Here is a 16,780-nt window from a genome sequence, read left to right on the forward strand (position 1 = left end):
AGGGACGGCCGTTACTCGGCCGGCATTTCCGGCTGCGTCTCTCCAGCCGGCGCTTCAGGTTGCGTCTCACCCGCCGGCATTTCGGGCTCGGTCGCGCCAGTCGCTGTCGGATCGGCCGGGCTCACCTTCCAGATCGTGCCGCCGCTGTCGTCCGCCACCAGCAATCCGCCGTCAGGCAGGAAGGCCACGCTGGCGGGGCGTCCCCAGACATTCGCCCTGGCGTCTCCCTCGGTCCAGAAGCCGGTGAGAAAATTGTCGTACCAGCCTTCCGGCGCGCCTTCATTGAAGGCCGCACGCACCAGCTTGTAGCCGGTCGGATCGGCGCGGTTCCACGAACCCTTCAGCACGACAATCGCGTCGCCGCGGTACTCCTCGGGCCAGTTGTCCGGGACGAAGGCGAAATCCATGGCCGAGGAGTGCGACTCGAACAGCAGCTCTGGCATTTTCGTCTGCTCGACCTTTTCTGGTGCGCGCTCGGCGAAATCCGGCATCGGCTTGCCGCCCAGATAGGCGTATGGCCAGCCGTAGAAATCGCCCTCAGCCACCCGCGTCATGTAGTCCGGCACCAGCTGGTTGCCGAGCCCGTCGCGCTCCTGCACGACGGCCCACAACTCGCCGGTATCGGGATGGAAATGGATGCCAGTCGGATTGCGCATTCCGGATGCGAATGTCCGCTGGTTCTTTCCGTCTGCGTCGAACACCTGGATCGAAGCCTTCATCTCCGGTTCTTCGGCAATGTTGCCCATGGAGCCCACACCGACATAGAGAGAACCGTCCTTCGGATCGACGGCCAGCGCGCGCGAGGTGTGGCCCTCGACAGGGCCGAACACGCCCTGTTCCGTTACCGCGATATGGTCGGCAGGCGTCTGCGGGCCTGTTGCTTCGCCACCCTGCTTGAGCAGATTGCCCATATCGGGCCTTATGCCGCCCATCTTGAACGGCACGCGCCATATTCCCTGCGCGTCCGCGACCAGTATATGGCCTTTGTGCTCACCGTCGGGCACGACCGCCATGCCGTAAGGCTCCTCGAAGCCGCCGGCGAAGCGCGACACGGTGTCGGCCTTGCCGTCGCCGTCCTCGTCGCGAAGGAAAGTGACGTAGCCGGCGTCCTGTTCTGCCAGGAGCACGTCGCCATTCTCCAGCACCAGCAGCTTGCGTGGATGCTTCAGTCCTTCGGCGAAGAGCGAGATGGAGAAGCCTTGCGGGGCCTTGGGCTCCTTGCCATTGCGTGGGATCACTTTCGGCGCGTTGCGCACTGCCTCGTCGGCATAGGGTTCGGGCAGGTCCTCGGCCCGTATCTCGAACCGTTTGCCGGGCTCCTGATCGGCCATGGGAGACTGGGCGTCCTGCGCCTGGACGACAGCGGATGCGGCGGTCGCAAGCGCGGTCGCCGCCGTCAATCTGAGTAGGAAAATCATCGCAGCGTTCCTCCTTTGCGGGGCTCGGGCCCTCGTCCCGATCTCCCCCGACAACTGGCGAAGCAGCGATCTGTTTCACACTTTCGCATTTGCCGGCTCCGGGTCACCCGAACGTGATGCCGCCCCGCGCCGACAGGTCCGCCGGCTCAAAATTCGTGGCGGCTCGTTCTCGCCATCAAAACGCCTGCAAACCTTGGAAAAACCGCCTGGAACGCCTATATCTGCGGTATCTCAGCGCGCGCGATTCGGTTGCTTTTCGCGCGCTTTCTTTCGGCATAGAGAAAACGGTCCTTCATGAGCGATAATTCCGAGAACGCTGCCGGCGCTTCGGCCGAGTACGGCGCCGATTCCATCAAGGTTCTCAAAGGTTTGGACGCGGTGCGCAAGCGGCCGGGCATGTATATCGGCGACACCGACGATGGATCGGGCCTGCACCACATGGTTTACGAGGTGGTCGACAACGCCATCGACGAGGCCCTGGCTGGGCACGCCACGCTGGTCACGGTGACGCTCAACCCCGACGGTTCGGTGACTGTAACCGACAATGGCCGCGGCATTCCGACCGATATCCACACCGGAGAAGGCATTTCGGCCGCCGAAGTCATCATGACGCAGCTGCATGCCGGCGGCAAATTCGACCAGAATTCCTACAAGGTTTCGGGCGGCCTGCACGGCGTCGGCGTGTCGGTGGTCAACGCGCTGTCGGTCTGGCTGAAGCTGAAGATCCGCCGCAAGGGCAAGATTCACGAAATGTCGTTCACGCATGGCGTAGCCGACGGCCCGCTGAAGGTGACCGGCGACGCCGGCGACGAGACGGGCACGGAAGTGACCTTCATGCCGTCGAGCGAGACCTTCACCATGATCGAGTTCGACTATGCCACGCTTGAGCACCGGCTGCGCGAACTGGCCTTCCTGAATTCGGGCGTCAGGATCGTCCTGACCGATGCGCGCCATGCCGATGTGAAGACGCAGGAACTGCTCTACGAAGGCGGGCTGATCGAGTTCGTAAAATATCTCGACCGGGCCAAGAAGCCGCTGATTTCGACGCCGATCGCCATCAAGGCCGAGCGCGACGGCATCACCGTGGAAGTGGCGATGTGGTGGAACGACAGCTACCACGAAAACGTACTGGCCTTCACCAACAACATCCCGCAGCGCGACGGCGGAACGCATCTGGCCGGTTTTCGCGGCGCGCTGACGCGCCAGGTCACCGGCTATGCCGAGACTTCCGGCATCGCCAAGAAGGAGAAGGTGTCTATCACCGGGGATGACAGCCGCGAGGGGCTGACGGCCGTTTTGTCGGTGAAGGTGCCGGATCCGAAATTCTCCTCGCAGACCAAGGACAAATTGGTTTCGTCGGAGGTGCGTCCCGTGGTGGAAAGCCTCGTCAACGAGGCGCTCGGCACCTGGCTCGAGGAGCACCCGGCAGAAGCAAAGACGCTGATCGCCAAAGTGGTGGAAGCCGCAGCAGCGCGCGAAGCGGCACGTAAGGCGCGCGAACTGACGCGGCGCAAGGGCGTGCTCGACATCACCTCGCTGCCCGGCAAGCTCGCAGATTGCCAGGAGCGCGACCCGGCCAAATCCGAAATCTTCATCGTCGAGGGTGATTCCGCCGGCGGCTCGGCCAAGGGCGGGCGCTCGCGCCAGAACCAGGCGATCCTGCCCCTGCGCGGCAAGATCCTAAATGTCGAGCGTGCGCGCTTCGACAGGATGCTGTCGTCCGACATGATCGGCACGCTGATCACCGCGCTCGGCACCTCGATCGGCAAGGACGAATTCAACGCCGACAAATTGCGCTACCACAAGATCATCATCATGACCGACGCCGACGTGGACGGCGCGCATATCCGCACGCTACTCCTCACCTTCTTCTTCCGGCAGATGCCAGAACTGATCGAGCGCGGCCACCTCTTCATCGCGCAGCCGCCACTCTACAAGGTGACGCGTGGGAAGAGCTCGCAATACATCAAGGACGAAGGCGCCTTCGAGGAGTTCCTGATCGGATCGGGGCTGGAGGAGGCGTCGCTGACGCTATCCTCCGGCGAGGTGCGCGCCGGCAAGGACCTTCGCGGCGCGATCGACGACGCGCTCGCCGTGCGCTCCCTGATCAACGGCCTGCACACGCGCTACAATCGCGCCGTCGTCGAGCAGGCGGCGATCGCCGGCGCGCTCAATCCTGAAATCTTCAACGATCTGGGCCGCGCCGACGCCATGGCGCGAAAGGTGGCCGAGCGGCTCGACGCCATCGCCGAGGACATCGAACGCGGTTGGGAAGGCCGCACCTCGACCTCCAATGAGGGGCCGGGCGGCTTCATCTTCGAGCGCATGCTGCGCGGCGTAAAGGAATATGCGCATCTCGACATGGGCCTGATCAACTCCGCCGACGCGCGCGCGCTCCATCGCAACGCCGACCGGCTCGGCGAAGTCTATTCACAATCGCCGGTGCTGCGCCGCAAGGACAATGCCGAGCCGATTTCGGGTCCGCTGGCGCTGCTCGACGCAGTGTTCGCGACCGGCCGCAAGGGCCTGACGATGCAGCGCTACAAAGGCCTCGGCGAGATGAACGCTGAACAGCTCTGGGAGACCACGCTCGACCCGAATGTGCGCTCGCTGCTGCAGGTCAAGGTGAACGACGCCACCGACGCCGACTCTCTGTTCGCCCGGCTGATGGGCGACGATGTCGAGCCGCGCCGCGATTTCATCCAGGAGAACGCACTGTCGGTGGCCAATCTGGACGTGTAGTTCGGCCCGAATAATTCCTACTGGAGTCCGGTGGCCGCCCTCGCCGGACAGTTGCTGTTCCCCAATTGCAATTCATCGGGAAAGCCAGCAATCTGTTTGCCGCCGCAACGAAACGTGATTGTTTCGTAAGACGGCAAACGACAGGGAGGAGTTTTCGATGACAAGCAAGTACCTGCTGGGTGCGACGATGCTGGCGGCCGGTCTGTTTTCCGGCATTTCCGCTGCGAGCGCCGAGAGCCTGACGCTCTATTGCAGCGCCGACGAAGCCTGGTGCCAACAGATCAAGACCGGCTTCGAAGCCGAGACCGGGATCACGGTCGATATGACCCGAAAAAGCTCAGGCGAAACCTACGCACAGGTGCGCGCCGAAGCCAGCAACCCCAAGGGCGACATCTGGTGGGGCGGCACCGGCGACCCGCATTTGCAGGCGGCGGAGGAAGGCTTGACCGAGGAATATGTCTCGCCTACGCGCGACCAGCTCCACCCCTGGGCGATCAAGCAGGCGGAGGCGGCCAGCAACAAGACGATCGGCGTCTATTCGGGCGCGCTCGGCTTCGGCTACAACAAGGATCTGCTGGCCAAGAACAATCTTCCGGAGCCGAAGTGCTGGGAAGACCTGACCAAGCCCGAATACAAAGGCCAAATCCAGATCGCCAATCCGAATTCGTCGGGCACCGCCTATACGACGCTCGCCACGATGGTTCAGCTGTTTGGCGAGGAGAAGGGCTTCGAATACATGAAGTCCCTGCATAAGAACGTCAACCAATACACCAAATCAGGCTCAGCGCCGATCAAGGCCGCAGGCCTCGGCGAGACCACGATTGGCATCGTTTTCATGCATGACGCCGTGGCGCAGACAGTAGCCGGCTTCCCGATCGTGACCGTCGCGCCTTGCGAGGGCACCGGTTACGAGATCGGCTCGATGTCGCTGATCAAGGGCGCCCGCAACCCCGACGCCGCCAAGAAATTCTACGACTGGGCGTTGACCGCCGAGATGCAGGGCAAGGCGCAGGAGGCGAACTCTTTCCAGCTGCCGTCAAACAAGTCGGCGAAGAGCTCCGACAAGGCGCCCGATCTCTCGACGATCAAGCTCATCGACTACGATTTCAAGAAATACGGGTCGAGCGACGAGCGCAAGCGCCTGCTGCAGAAATGGGACGAGGAAGTCTCGACGCTGCCGCAGTAAACCGTGCGGGCCCGCAAGAACCAGGGTGGATTGCACCCGACCGTTATCCTGTGGATGGCGGTCGGGTGGCTCGGCTTTGCCGTGCTGCCCTGGTACGGACTGGACAGCAATTTCTTCACGCTGTCCTGGCTACTTGACGGCTATCCGTTCAATGGCGACGTAGCGCCTGCCCTGTTTCTTGTCCTGCAGGGCGAGAAACCCTGGCTGGCGCCGATGGGCATGCTCCTCGCGGCGCCGTTCCTTTTATGGGGCCGGGAAAAGAGCGACCCGCTGTTTGCTGCGCTGCTGATCGCAATCGGCGCGGCCGGCTTTTCCTGGCTGCTGTTCCAGGGGTTCGCCATCGGCCTGCAAGGCTTCCAGTTCGACTGGCTGACAGCGCTTTTCGGCGAACTGGACGACCGCCAGTTCGGCATGGGCTACGGCGCCCTGCTCACCGCCGGCGCTTTCCTGTTCCTGTTTACGCTCGGGCTTGCCGGGCGCGGCGCGGTCGGCGGCGACGTGTTCGTGGTCGGCTCGATCGGTTTCGTGGTCGCAGTGGTCAGCCTGTTCATCTTCATGCCGATTTTCCAGATGCTGCTCAGTGCGCTGATTACCGAGGAAGGCAGCTATTCGCTCGCGACCTTCTTTGCCAAGCTCTTCAGCCATCGGCTCTGGGGGCTTGGCTGCCTGGCAGGCGGCAGCCGCTGCGGCGTCGCCTGGAACTCGCTCTTCCTGGCCGTGCTTGTCGGCATCCTCACCACCTTGCTCGGCCTGATCTTTGCGCTCGTCGTCACTCGAACCGGATTCCGGTACGGCAGACTGCTCAGGGCGCTGACGGTGCTGCCGATCATCACCCCCCCGTTCGTCATCGGCCTCGCCATCATCCTTCTGTTCGGCCTGTCCGGCGCGATGACACAGACTTTCGCCGAGCTTTTCGGCGTGCAGCCGACGCGCTGGGTGTACGGCCTGCCGGGCCTCCTGATCGCGCAGGTGCTGGCCTTCACCCCGATCGCCTTCCTGGTGCTGATCGGCGTTGTCGAGGGTGTCAGCCCGTCGATGGAGGAGGCGGCGCAGACGCTGCGCGCCAATCGCTGGCAGACCTTCCGCACCGTGTCGCTGCCGCTGATGCGCCCGGGACTGGCAAACGCCTTCCTGCTCGGCTTTATCGAAAGCATGGCCGATTTCGGCAATCCGCTGGTGCTCGGCGGCAATTTCGACGTGCTCTCGACCGAGATCTTCTTCGCTATCGTCGGCGCGCAATACGATCAGGCCCAGGCCGCCATACTGGCGCTCGTGCTCCTTTTCTTCACGCTGAGCGCGTTCTACGCGCAGCGCTTCTGGCTGGGCAGGAAATCTTACACCACCGTCTCCGGCAAGGGCGACGCCGGCGTCCATCCGCATCTGCCCAACGGCCTGAAATACTCCGTCTATGCGGTTGCCGGAGCATGGGCGGCGTTCACCATTCTCGTCTATGCGACGATCTTCTACGGCAGCTTCGTCAAGCTGTGGGGCGTCGACCACAGCCTGACCTTCACTCATTACGTCAAATCCTTCGCGATCGGCTGGAACGAGTTCGGCATACACTGGATAGGCTCGGCCTGGAGTTCTTTCTGGACGACCATCACCATCTCGCTGATCTCCGCCCCGCTGACCGCCATGATCGGGCTTCTGACCGCCTATCTCCTGGTTCGGCAGGATTTCGCCGGCAAGGAAGGCTTCGAGTTCGGCACCATGCTGTCCTTCGCCATCCCCGGCACGGTTATCGGCGTCTCCTATGTGATCGCCTTCAACGTGCCGCCGATCGAACTGACCGGCACAGGCCTGATCCTCATCCTGTCCTTCATCTTCCGCAACATGCCGGTCGGGGTGCGCGCGGGGGTCGCCTCGATGTCGCAGATCGACCGCAGCCTCGACGAATCGTCGCTGACACTCGGCGCCAATTCCTGGCAGACGTTCCGCAATGTGGTGCTGCCGCTGCTCAGGCCCGCCATCCTTGCGGCGCTGGTCTATTCCTTCGTGCGCGCCATGACCGCCATCAGCGCGGTCATCTTCCTGGTCAGCGCGCGCTACGACATGTCGACCAGCTACATTGTCGGACGCGTTGAAAACAACGAATACGGCGTCGCCATCGCCTATTCGTCCGTGCTGATTGCAGTGATGCTCGTCGTGATCGGCCTGATGCAGCTTGCCGTCGGCAGCCGTAAGCTGGGCAGGCGTGGCCGCGAGGATCCGCAATCGGCAGGCTGGCGCAGCAATGTCAGCCTGCCCGCGCGGCAGCAACCGGCTTTCACGGGAGGCGGCTGACATGGCCGAAATACGCAGCAAGGCGGCATCGGTGGAGTTCCGCGACGTCACCAAGATCTACGGCAAGAGCGCCGTTCCGGCCGTGAACGATGTCTCACTCTCGGTCGAGGCAGGCAAACTGGTGACGCTGCTTGGCCCGTCCGGCTGCGGCAAAACCACGACGCTTCGCATGATCGCCGGGCTGGAGATGGCGACGAGCGGTACGATCCTGATCGGCGGCAAGGACGTGACCCGGCTGCCGGCGACCGATCGCGATGTGTCCATGGTGTTCCAGTCCTACGCGTTGTTCCCGCATATGACGGTGACGGAGAACGTCGAATACGGCCTGCGCTTCTCCGGCTTCGCCAGGCGCGAGGTGAAGGATCGAGCCGGTGCAGGCCTGGAACTCGTCGGCCTGACCGGCTTCGGCGAGCGCTTTCCGAGCCAGCTCTCGGGTGGGCAGCAGCAGCGTGTAGCCGTCGCCCGTGCGCTGGTGCTGGAGCCGCAAGTGCTGCTTTTCGACGAGCCGCTCTCCAATCTCGACGCCAAGCTCAGGCGACACGTCCGGGAGGAGATCCGGGAGATCCAGACCACGCTCGGCCTGACGGTGGTCTATGTGACGCATGACCAAGAGGAGGCGCTTGCCGTTTCGGACCGCATCATCGTCATGAACAATGCCGCGATTGCGCAGGATGGCACGCCCCGCGAACTCTACGACGCCCCTGCCAACGCCTTCGTGGCGGACTTTATCGGCGAAGCAAACATCCTCGACTGCGAGGTGACATCGGTGAGCGGCGGCATCGCCGATGTGCGGCTCGGTCCGGTGGAGATGCGGCTGCCGGCGCGCGGCCGACAGGTTGGTCCGGCCAGGCTGGCGGCGCGGCCAAACCGCATCGACATCCGCGAGGGTGGAGCCGAAAACACGCTGGCCGGCAGGCTGCGCAAGGTGACCTATGTCGGCAGCCATCTCGAATTCGTGGCCGAGACCGAGTTCGGCGACATTTTCGTGACTTCGCCGGACGTGAATGCGCCGTTGGAGCAGGGGGCAGCAGTCGGCATCGGATTCCCGGCGAAAGGCCCTGTGCTGATTACCGACTGAACGCCTTGTCGCAAAGAGCGCCGATCTTGTCGAAGACGCCTGCCCCGCCGGCGATGACCATCGTCCCGCGCTCGACGGTGGTTTCCGGGTCTGGAACAAGGATGCGACCGCCTGCTTCCTCGACCAGAAGCAGGCCGGCCAAGCAATCCCAGGAATTCATGTGCTCCTCGCAGTAGGCGAGCAGCCTCCCGGACGCCACATAGGCCAGCATCAGCGCGCCCGAGGCGTTGCGAAAGAACACGCCGCCTTCCACGAACAGCAGTTGAATCAGCGTCACGATGTTCTTGAGTTCGGCGCGGTTCGAAAAGCCGGTTCCGACCGAGCCTTCGGTCAGGCTGGCCGCGCCGCTTGTTCTGATCGGTCGCCCGTTCAGGAAGGCGCCGCCGCCGCGCCGGGCATAGAAAATCTCGCCCGTGGATGGCTCGTTGATGACGCCGATCTCGGTGACCCCGTTCCTGGCGCAGGCGATGACGACGCACCAGGCCGGAATGCCGCGCACGAAATTGGCGGTGCCGTCGATCGGGTCGATTACCCAGACATGGCCGGTCGTGCCGCTCAGCGCCGCATGCTCCTCGCCGACGATGGCGTCGTCGGGAAATTCCTTCTGCAGGGCGGCGCGGATGAATAATTCCACCTCGCGATCCCCATTCGACACCAGATCCTGATGGCCCTTGCTCTCGATGGTCAGCGATTCGATCTCGCGGAAATAGCGGCCGCCCAGTTCGCCGGCTTTCCTCGCCAGTTCGACCGTGAATGCGAGCCGGCTATCGATGTCATGCATGAACGGTCCCCTCGTTCGGGAGCGCAGCGCTCCCGTCCATTCCGACTACCAGACCAATTGCCGGCTTGAAAGGCCGCCGACATCCAGCCGCGGAACCGCGATGCCCCGCCGGACATTGCGTAAGGATAGCGTTAACCTGGTTTAGGCGTATTATGGCGTCCTGCAGGCCCGCCGCTCATCGGCCCCGGCCTGCGCATTGGCAATGCGAGGCACGAAAATGGCACTGCGGCCGGCATGGAAAGGCTATCTGAAGCTTTCGCTGGTGACCTGCGCTGTGGAACTGTCGAACGCCACCACGCAGAGCGGCAAGATTTCGTTCCGCACCATCAACCGGACGACCGGCAACAGGGTGAAGCGCCAGTATATTGACGGCGCAAGCGGCAAGCCTGTCGACGAGGACAGCCAGGTCAAGGGCTATGAGATCAATGACGACGAGTTCCTGCTGATCGAGGAGGAGGAGATCGAAGCGGTTCAGATTGAATCCTCACATACGATGGAGCTCGAGGGATTCGTCGACAAGGCCGAGATCAAACAGGTTTACCTCGATACGCCCTATTATCTGTCGCCTGCCGACAAGGTCTCGGAGGAAGCGTTCGCCGTCATCCGCGAGGCGCTCGCCGCCAAGAAGATGGCCGGACTGGCGCGCATAGTGCTCTATCGCCGGGAACGGCCCGTGCTGGTCGAACCCTTCGGCAAGGGCATGCTGGTCACGACGCTGCGCTACCAGAATACGGTGCGCAAGCCGGACGAAATCTTCGACGACCTCAAGGGCGTGAAGCTCGACGAGGACATGGTCGAACTGGCAGCCGGCATCGTCGACAAGAAAAAGGCGAAATTCGATCCCGCTAAGTTCGAAGACCATTACGAAACCGCGCTGATCGAGCTCGTCCGCTCCAAGAAGGCGGGCAAGAAGGTGCAGAAGGCAAAGCCGGAGACGAAACCGTCCAACGTCGTCAATCTCTTCGACGCTTTGAGAAAGAGCCTGGCCGAGGACGCCGGCAAATCGGACGGCGCGTCTGAGGACAAGCCCGGGCCCCGCAAAAAGTCCGATGGCGCGGACAAGAAAAATGGCGAAAAAGCCAAGCCGAAATCCTCCTCGAAGAGCAAATCGGCATAGGTTGCGCGAGTCCGCACGGCGTTATTGCCGGCCAGCCTAAAATCTCCAACCAAGCCGGAACCAAATCCGCCCTCGTCCACTTTTTCCCGATTATCGGGAGATGCGTGATGGACAGACTGATCGATTTGTTCGTAGCGTTGATGAGCGCGCGGTGGTTCCCGCGCTGGCCGCATGAGACCGCTGATTTCAGGCCCTTGAAGAGGCGCTGAACATGGTGCGCATGCTCTCCATTCTCTTCGCGGGCTGGGTGGTCAACCGCGTCATCGCCGAAAACCGGATACAGCATCCGATCGCGCTTTTGCCGCCGCCCGGCCAAAAGCGGCGAGGACGCCCGGACGAGGAACGAGAAAGGTACCCGCAATGACGATGGCAGATCAGGACAAGCCCGGCCAACCCGCCAATCCACCCGAAGACGATGTGCCGGAGGCGGTAGAGGATGATGCGCCGGTCGTGGAAGAGGATTGGGAACGCGTCGATGTGGCCGAGGCTGAAGCAGGCGCCGACGAAGAGGATGTCTTCGCATCGGAAGAGGTGGAAATAGTCCCCGAGGAGACGGAACTCTCGCCGGAGGAGGACGACGACAACCCCTATCAGGAGAGCGACGAGGCTCTGCCCGACGACGAGGAAGAGACCGCGATACGTCACGATCTGCTGGACAGGGACGAGGGCGAGCGCTTCGGCGATTGACCCGCGGCTCCGACCGCCCTTTTAAAGGCGGATTCTTGCGCAATTTTGGGAACCAACAGGGCCGGCCGCTGTTGAGGGGCGGGTGCGGATAGTGCTCTCGGGAGGGTGCGCCAAATGAAAAAACTGATAAGTAGCTTTCTGGCTGAAATGCAGCCTTTATGGCTGAAGCAGCGCCAGCAGAACGCAATCGGCCGCCGTGTTGAACGGCCTGAACAGGCCGAAGACATCATCCGCGCCAATCCATGGGTTCCGTTCCAGAAACGCGATCCCGGCCGTCAGATGCAGAGAGACACACGCGGGGCGCAGATTCGACATTGAGGTCCAAAACCCGTGCCCTTCTACCGTTTCGAATTTCGCGACGGGACCAGGACGCAAACGATGCCGGACATCGACCTTCCGGATCTGGACGCAGCATATGAAGAAGCCAAGCGTTCTACGCGGGACCTGCTCATGGAAGCGACGCTGAAGGGCGAGGAGCGGACCGGCTGGGCCTGCCGCGTCTACGACAGGGACGGCCAGCGCATCCTCTCCGTGAATTTCGAAGATATCGTCCTCAACCGCGCGGACGACGACGCTGGCACAGGACTTCCGTAATCCCGCTCAAAACGATCCCAGTTCCTCCGTCCTGCCACTCAAATGGCCGCAAAACAGCAGTTCCAGCGTGCTACGGGAACCAACTTGCCCGCTGCTTGTTGATTTCGAGCGTTGTTTCAATGCGTTCGAAGGGAGAGACATCGATGCACGGCATCATTTATCTCGTCGGCCTTGTCGTGGTCATTCTCGCAGTGCTGTCGCTGTTCGGGCTCCGCTGAGCGGTTGTGCTTACAGGAAGGTCTCGCTCGCCGGCTGACGCCGGCCTTTGCGAGATTTCTGCCAACATTTTGAGGAGACCTTCGATGGCCACTTCTGACTCTCCCCTGATATCGGTCGGCGGCGTGCAAGCCGACGAAACTTCCTATGTCGACTGGCCGGCCATCTTTGCCGGCACAATATTCGCAACAGCCATTTCATTCGTGCTGCTGGCGTTCGGCTCGGCGCTTGGCTTGTCTTTGGCTTCGCCCTACGAGGGCAGCGGCATATCGCTGTTCTGGTTCTCTATCGTCGCCGCGCTGTGGCTACTCTGGGTACAGATTTCCAGCTTCATCGCCGGCGGCTACCTCACCGGCCGGCTACGCCGGCGCAAGCATGACGCGACCGAAGATGAATCCGACATTCGCGACGGCTCGCACGGACTGATTGTATGGGCGCTCGGCGCGCTGATCGGCGCGTTCATCGCGGTGTCGGGTATAAGCGGGGTGGCGAGCACCGCCGCCACCTCGATGAGCACCATCGCGGCCGGCGGTGCGGGCGCCGCGGCTGAAGGCGAAGACCCGCTATCGGGCGCCTACGACCTGCTGGTCGACAGGTTCCTGCGCTCGGGAGACCCGGCCGCCCCGCCGGCGAGCGCCGAAGCGCGTGATGAAATTGGCCGCGTGCTCGCCGCCGCCGTAGCAGACGGCGCGCTGAACGACGCCGACCGGCAATATCTGACGACAACCATCGCCGCCCGCGCAGGCCTGGACGAAGCGCAGGCGCAGCAACGCGTCGATGCGCTGCTGGCCGATGCGCAGGCGGCTGAAGCGGAAGCGAGGCAGGCGGCCGAAACGGCGCGCAAAGTGGCGATGATCGCGGCCTTCGTCACCGCCGCCTCGTTTCTGGTCAGCGCGGTTGGCGCCTATTACGGCGCGACGCTGGGCGGCAATCACCGAGACAACCAGATCGTCTTCGCCGACTGGCGGCGTCCCTGGTAGTTCGCTTTGGGCGGGTGAATTGGCCGTGCCCTAGCCGGGCGCGGTCCATTCTGGCCTCAGAGCCTGCGGGAGCCAGCATAGCCGCCTAGAAACGCGGCAAGGTTGTCGCCCAGCGCTTCGCAGAGATAGCCGCCTTCCTGGACGATGACCGTTGGCTGGCCGAGGTTTGCGATAGCTTCCGCAATCCGCGAGAATCCCGGCGTGGTGACCGACAGTCCACCGAAGGGATCGCCCGCGAAAGCGTCAAGTCCGAGCGCCACAACCAGCGCATCGGGCGCAAAGGACCGGATGCGCCGGAAGGCGATGCCGAGAGCCGCCAGGAATTCGGCGTCGCCGGATTTACGAGCGAGCGGCAGGTTCAGATTATAGCCGAGTCCCGGCCCCTCGCCCCTCTCGTCGGCATGGCCCCAGAAGAACGGATAAAAGCGCACCGGATCGGCATGGATCGAGATCGTCAGTACGTCAGGCCGGGCATAGAAGATGCCCTGCGTGCCGTTGCCGTGATGCAGGTCAACATCGAGGATGGCGACGCGGGCCGCCGATTTCCGCAAATGCTGCGCTGCGACCGCCGAATTGTTGATGAAGCAGAAGCCGCCGGCGACATCGGCGAAAGCGTGGTGGCCGGGCGGGCGGCAGAGCGCATAGGCGGCCGGCGCGCCAGACATGACCGTCTCGGCTGCTTCGACCGCCGACCATGCACTCCAGCAGGCGCTTTCCCATGTCTCGGCTGAGATCGGGCAGGCGGTGTCGGCCATGTGGTAGCCGGCCTGGCCGACCGCCGATGCGGGGTAGCTGCCGCCGCGTGCGATCGGATGAATGTTGGGGATGACCTCCGCCGAAGCGCCTTCGATGCGCTGCCAGCGCGCGAAGATGTTTTCGAGGAATTCCAGGTATTCCGGCGTGTGAATAGCAGCGATCGGCGCGAGACCGAAATTGCGCGGCCGGACGATTTCGCACCCTGCGGCGCGGGCTCCGGCAAGCAGACGCTCGACACGGTCCGGCTTTTCCGGATTGGGCAGCGGCGCGCCGCTGGACAGAAAGGCTTTAGGGTCGTGGCGCTTCTGTTCGTCGGCAAAGAAGGCTTTCATGATCACTCCAGGAATTAGTGAGGTGGTGCTTGAGGTCACCTGAGGTTCGGAGCGAACGCCAGAAAATCGCATGCGACTTGTTTTCGCTCAGCCAGAAGTGCCAAGCTTTCCATCTCGGCGGCCAGGCACCCTCGTTCTGGTGGAGGACGAGATTGCGCATCCTCCTCGGCTTCCTCGACGCCTGGAAGCCCAGGAACGAATCAGGCTTCCGGCCGTTCGCCTTCACTTGTATAGTCAAGGGCTTGGACGCCGTGGAGATGTATTATGGTAGCACGGGCGGTATGGAAGGGCTTTCTGAAACTTGGCACCGTAACCTGCGGCGTCAAGCTGACAGGAGCGACGAGCGAGGCCGAGAAGGTGCATTTCCGCACCCTCAATCGCAAGTCGAGGTTGCCGGTGAAGGCCCGCTACGTCGACGAGGAGACCGGCAAGCCGGTCGAACGCGAAGACCAGGTCAAGGGCTATGAACTGGACAATGGCGACTTCGTGCTCATCGAGCCGGAGGAAATCAAGAGCCTGAAGGTGACGTCGGAGCATACGCTCGACATCGAGGGCTTCGTCGACAAGGCTTCGGTCCAGTCGCTCTACCTCGAAAAACCCTATTACCTCTATCCAGCCGATCGGGCCTCTACCGAGGCTTTCGCCGTCGTCCGCGAGGCGATGAAGCGCAAGAAGCGGGTCGGTACGGCCTCCATTGTGCTCTATCAGCGCGAGCGTCCGGTGGTCATCGAGCCGCTGGGCAACGGCATGATCATGACGACGCTGCGCAATCACAATGAGGTTGTCGCCGCCGACACCGTGTTCGACGACATCGGCGACCGCAAGGTCGACCCCGATATGGCCGAGATCGCTTCGCTGATCATCGAGAAGAAGGTGACAACATTCGATCCGTCGAAATTCGAGGACCGTTACGAGAATGCCCTGATCGAGCTGATCAACGCCAAGCGCGCCGGCAAGAAGTTGCCCAAGGCCGCGCCTGCGCCGAAGGAGAACGTCATCAACCTCGCCGATGTGCTGCGCAAGAGCCTGGAGAAGGAAGGCGTAAAGGCTCCGGCCAAGAAGCCGGCCGCCAGGGCCGAGCCGAAGCGCAAATCCGCCTGACGCCGTCAGGGCGGGATGAAGATAGCGACGTTCAACATCAACGGCATCAATGGCCGCCTACCTAACCTGCTGGAATGGCTGGAAGAGGCAGAGCCGGACGTCGTCGCCCTGCAGGAGCTGAAATGCGCCGACCGGCGATTTCCGGCGGCGGCGCTCGCCCGCGCCGGATACGGCGCAATATGGCACGGGCAGAAATCCTGGCACGGCGTCGCCATCCTGGCGCGCGGCGCCGAACCGGTCGAGACGGCGCGCGGCCTGCCGGGAGACGATGAAGACGGCGAAAGCCGCTATGTCGAGGCCGCGGTCAAAGGTGTGATCGTGACCTCCCTCTACGCTCCGAACGGCAACCCGCAGCCCGGCCCGCGCTTCGACTACAAGCTGGCCTGGATGGAACGGCTGGAGGCGAGAGCCCGCGAGCTGTACGAAGCCGCCCTGCCGGTGGTGCTGGCCGGAGACTTCAACGTCGTTCCCACCGAAGCCGACATCTACCCGACCACTTCGTACCGCGATAACGCGCTGGTTCAGCCCGAAAGCCGCGCCGCTTTCCGCGCCCTCCTCGCCCAGGGCTGGACCGACGCGATCCGGGTGCAACACCCCTCCGAAACCGTCTACACGTTCTGGGACTACAAGCGCGGCCGCTGGTCGCGCGACGCCGGCCTGCGGCTGGATCATTTGCTTCTGAGCGACGAACTCGCCGGCAGGCTGACAGACGCGGGAGTCGACAAGGCTGTGCGCGGCAGGGAAGGCGCAAGCGACCATGCGCCGACATGGATCGTATTGCGGTAGCAGCACCGGGAATGTGGCAGCGTTCAGTCGGCTGCCGGCGCGCCGTTGGTGGTAGTGGCGGGAGCGTCGGTCTGCTGCTGGCCTCCGGTGCCGGTCTGCGGCGTCGGGTCCGCCTCGACTTCGGGCGCCGGGACGGGCTCTTGCGATCCGGGGGTGTTCGGATCGGTTTCGCCGCAGCCTGCCAGCATGGCAAGAAGTCCGATGGCGAGTATGTCGATCTTCATGCCGCCTCCATGGAGCTTGATCCCTTGGTTCGGATCAGCACTAGCTCTCGTCAACAGACGGGCGACCGATTTGTTCCGGCCCGGCGGCCGGCGGAACCTTCCTTCCGGTCCATTGTTTCGGAAAAGGGCCGGGCAATGCCGGCCTGGCGACTTCTGGAGCATCACCCATGAACACCGCGAATCTGCAGCTGGAGGGCCTCTATCTGGCCATCGCGTCGATCAACAGCGCGCTTGTGCGCAAGGGGCTGCTCACCGTCGAGGAGATCGACATGGCGCTCCGCCGGGCGGAAGCGAATGCTGTCGGTGAGGACCGGCTGACCGAAGATCTTTCGCCGGCGAATCGTGACGCCGTCTGCTTTCCCATTCGCCTGCTCCAGATCGCCAACAACAGCCAGGCGGCCGGTGACGTCCCGCAATTTTCGGAGCTGGCGAGGCTCGTCGGCGAAACCAAGCGGCCCTACAACGACCAGATGTGAGCGAGCGTCCGCTTCAACGGGTC

Annotated in this window: 17 protein-coding genes; 13 read left to right on the forward strand and 4 right to left on the reverse strand. The window is 63.1% G+C overall.

What is annotated here, in order from left to right; genetic code table 11:
- Positions 1–11: 11 nt before the first annotated feature.
- A complete protein-coding gene (locus MAXJ12_RS02430; protein ID WP_008834160.1) occupies positions 12–1,418 on the reverse strand; it encodes a PQQ-dependent sugar dehydrogenase in 1,407 nt (468 codons plus the stop codon).
- A 294-nt stretch (positions 1,419–1,712) separates the two neighbouring features.
- Between MAXJ12_RS02430 and gyrB the strand changes: the two genes are divergently transcribed.
- The 4 genes from gyrB to MAXJ12_RS02450 all read left to right on the forward strand — a co-directional run bounded on the left by gyrB (position 1,713) and on the right by MAXJ12_RS02450 (position 8,707).
- Positions 1,713–4,160 carry a DNA topoisomerase (ATP-hydrolyzing) subunit B gene (gyrB, locus tag MAXJ12_RS02435; protein ID WP_008834161.1) on the forward strand — a complete coding sequence of 816 codons (2,448 nt, stop codon included), beginning with the start codon at positions 1,713–1,715 and terminating at the stop codon, positions 4,158–4,160.
- Positions 4,161–4,317: 157 nt separating this feature from the next.
- Entirely contained in the window at positions 4,318–5,346 is a 1,029-nt protein-coding gene (locus tag MAXJ12_RS02440) for an ABC transporter substrate-binding protein (protein WP_008834162.1), read from the forward strand.
- A 54-nt stretch (positions 5,347–5,400) separates the two neighbouring features.
- On the forward strand, positions 5,401–7,629 hold the full coding sequence (locus tag MAXJ12_RS02445) for an ABC transporter permease (RefSeq protein WP_085983855.1): 2,229 nt from the start codon (positions 5,401–5,403) through the stop codon (positions 7,627–7,629).
- A 1-nt stretch (position 7,630) separates the two neighbouring features.
- Entirely contained in the window at positions 7,631–8,707 is a 1,077-nt protein-coding gene (locus tag MAXJ12_RS02450) for an ABC transporter ATP-binding protein (protein ID WP_040584655.1), read from the forward strand.
- Here the strand turns inward: MAXJ12_RS02450 and MAXJ12_RS02455 are convergent.
- Entirely contained in the window at positions 8,697–9,488 is a 792-nt protein-coding gene (locus MAXJ12_RS02455; RefSeq protein ID WP_008834165.1) for an inositol monophosphatase family protein, read from the reverse strand. The two genes, MAXJ12_RS02450 and MAXJ12_RS02455, sit on opposite strands and share 11 nt — an antisense overlap.
- Before the next feature lie 217 nt (positions 9,489–9,705).
- On the opposite strand from MAXJ12_RS02455, the gene ku (MAXJ12_RS02460) reads away from it, so the two are divergent.
- From ku (MAXJ12_RS02460) to MAXJ12_RS02475, 6 genes are all read left to right on the forward strand, one after another.
- Positions 9,706–10,605 (forward strand): non-homologous end joining protein Ku, encoded by a 900-nt coding sequence (gene ku / locus MAXJ12_RS02460; RefSeq protein WP_008834166.1) that lies wholly within the window; start codon positions 9,706–9,708, stop codon positions 10,603–10,605.
- 211 nt (positions 10,606–10,816) lie between these two features.
- The gene (locus MAXJ12_RS37485; protein WP_008834168.1) at positions 10,817–10,969 is read left to right on the forward strand and encodes a hypothetical protein; all 153 of its coding nucleotides are present in this window, start codon (positions 10,817–10,819) and stop codon (positions 10,967–10,969) included.
- Positions 10,966–11,292: a hypothetical protein gene (locus tag MAXJ12_RS02465; protein ID WP_008834169.1), complete on the forward strand. Its 327-nt coding sequence runs from the start codon at positions 10,966–10,968 to the stop codon at positions 11,290–11,292. Before MAXJ12_RS37485 ends, MAXJ12_RS02465 begins: the two co-directional genes overlap by 4 nt.
- Positions 11,293–11,406: 114 nt before the next feature.
- Positions 11,407–11,610, forward strand: a complete 204-nt coding sequence (locus tag MAXJ12_RS36485; protein ID WP_139043768.1) for a hypothetical protein — start codon at positions 11,407–11,409, stop codon at positions 11,608–11,610.
- Positions 11,611–11,622: 12 nt separating this feature from the next.
- Complete coding sequence (locus MAXJ12_RS02470; RefSeq protein ID WP_008834171.1) at positions 11,623–11,886, forward strand: DUF6894 family protein; 264 nt, start codon at positions 11,623–11,625, stop codon at positions 11,884–11,886.
- 302 nt (positions 11,887–12,188) lie between these two features.
- The gene (locus MAXJ12_RS02475; RefSeq protein WP_008834172.1) at positions 12,189–13,082 is read left to right on the forward strand and encodes a hypothetical protein; all 894 of its coding nucleotides are present in this window, start codon (positions 12,189–12,191) and stop codon (positions 13,080–13,082) included.
- 56 nt (positions 13,083–13,138) lie between these two features.
- Here the strand turns inward: MAXJ12_RS02475 and MAXJ12_RS02480 are convergent, their stop codons facing one another.
- Positions 13,139–14,170, reverse strand: coding sequence for a histone deacetylase family protein (locus MAXJ12_RS02480; RefSeq protein WP_008834173.1), 1,032 nt, complete (start codon positions 14,168–14,170; stop codon positions 13,139–13,141).
- Positions 14,171–14,434: 264 nt separating this feature from the next.
- Here MAXJ12_RS02480 and ku (MAXJ12_RS02485) point away from each other — a divergent pair, with 264 nt between their 5' ends.
- A complete protein-coding gene (ku, locus tag MAXJ12_RS02485) occupies positions 14,435–15,271 on the forward strand; it encodes a non-homologous end joining protein Ku (RefSeq protein ID WP_008834174.1) in 837 nt (278 codons plus the stop codon).
- A gap of 15 nt (positions 15,272–15,286) precedes the next feature.
- Entirely contained in the window at positions 15,287–16,057 is a 771-nt protein-coding gene (locus MAXJ12_RS02490; protein ID WP_008834175.1) for an exodeoxyribonuclease III, read from the forward strand.
- Positions 16,058–16,080: 23 nt separating this feature from the next.
- Here MAXJ12_RS02490 and MAXJ12_RS02495 read toward each other — a convergent pair whose 3' ends face one another.
- Entirely contained in the window at positions 16,081–16,281 is a 201-nt protein-coding gene (locus MAXJ12_RS02495; protein ID WP_008834176.1) for a hypothetical protein, read from the reverse strand.
- 167 nt (positions 16,282–16,448) lie between these two features.
- Here MAXJ12_RS02495 and MAXJ12_RS02500 point away from each other — a divergent pair, with 167 nt between their 5' ends.
- Positions 16,449–16,757, forward strand: a complete 309-nt coding sequence (locus MAXJ12_RS02500; RefSeq protein WP_008834177.1) for a hypothetical protein — start codon at positions 16,449–16,451, stop codon at positions 16,755–16,757.
- The last annotated feature ends 23 nt before the right edge of the window (positions 16,758–16,780 follow it).

This window comes from Mesorhizobium alhagi CCNWXJ12-2 (genome assembly GCF_000236565.1).
Classification (GTDB): domain Bacteria; phylum Pseudomonadota; class Alphaproteobacteria; order Rhizobiales; family Rhizobiaceae; genus Allomesorhizobium; species Allomesorhizobium alhagi.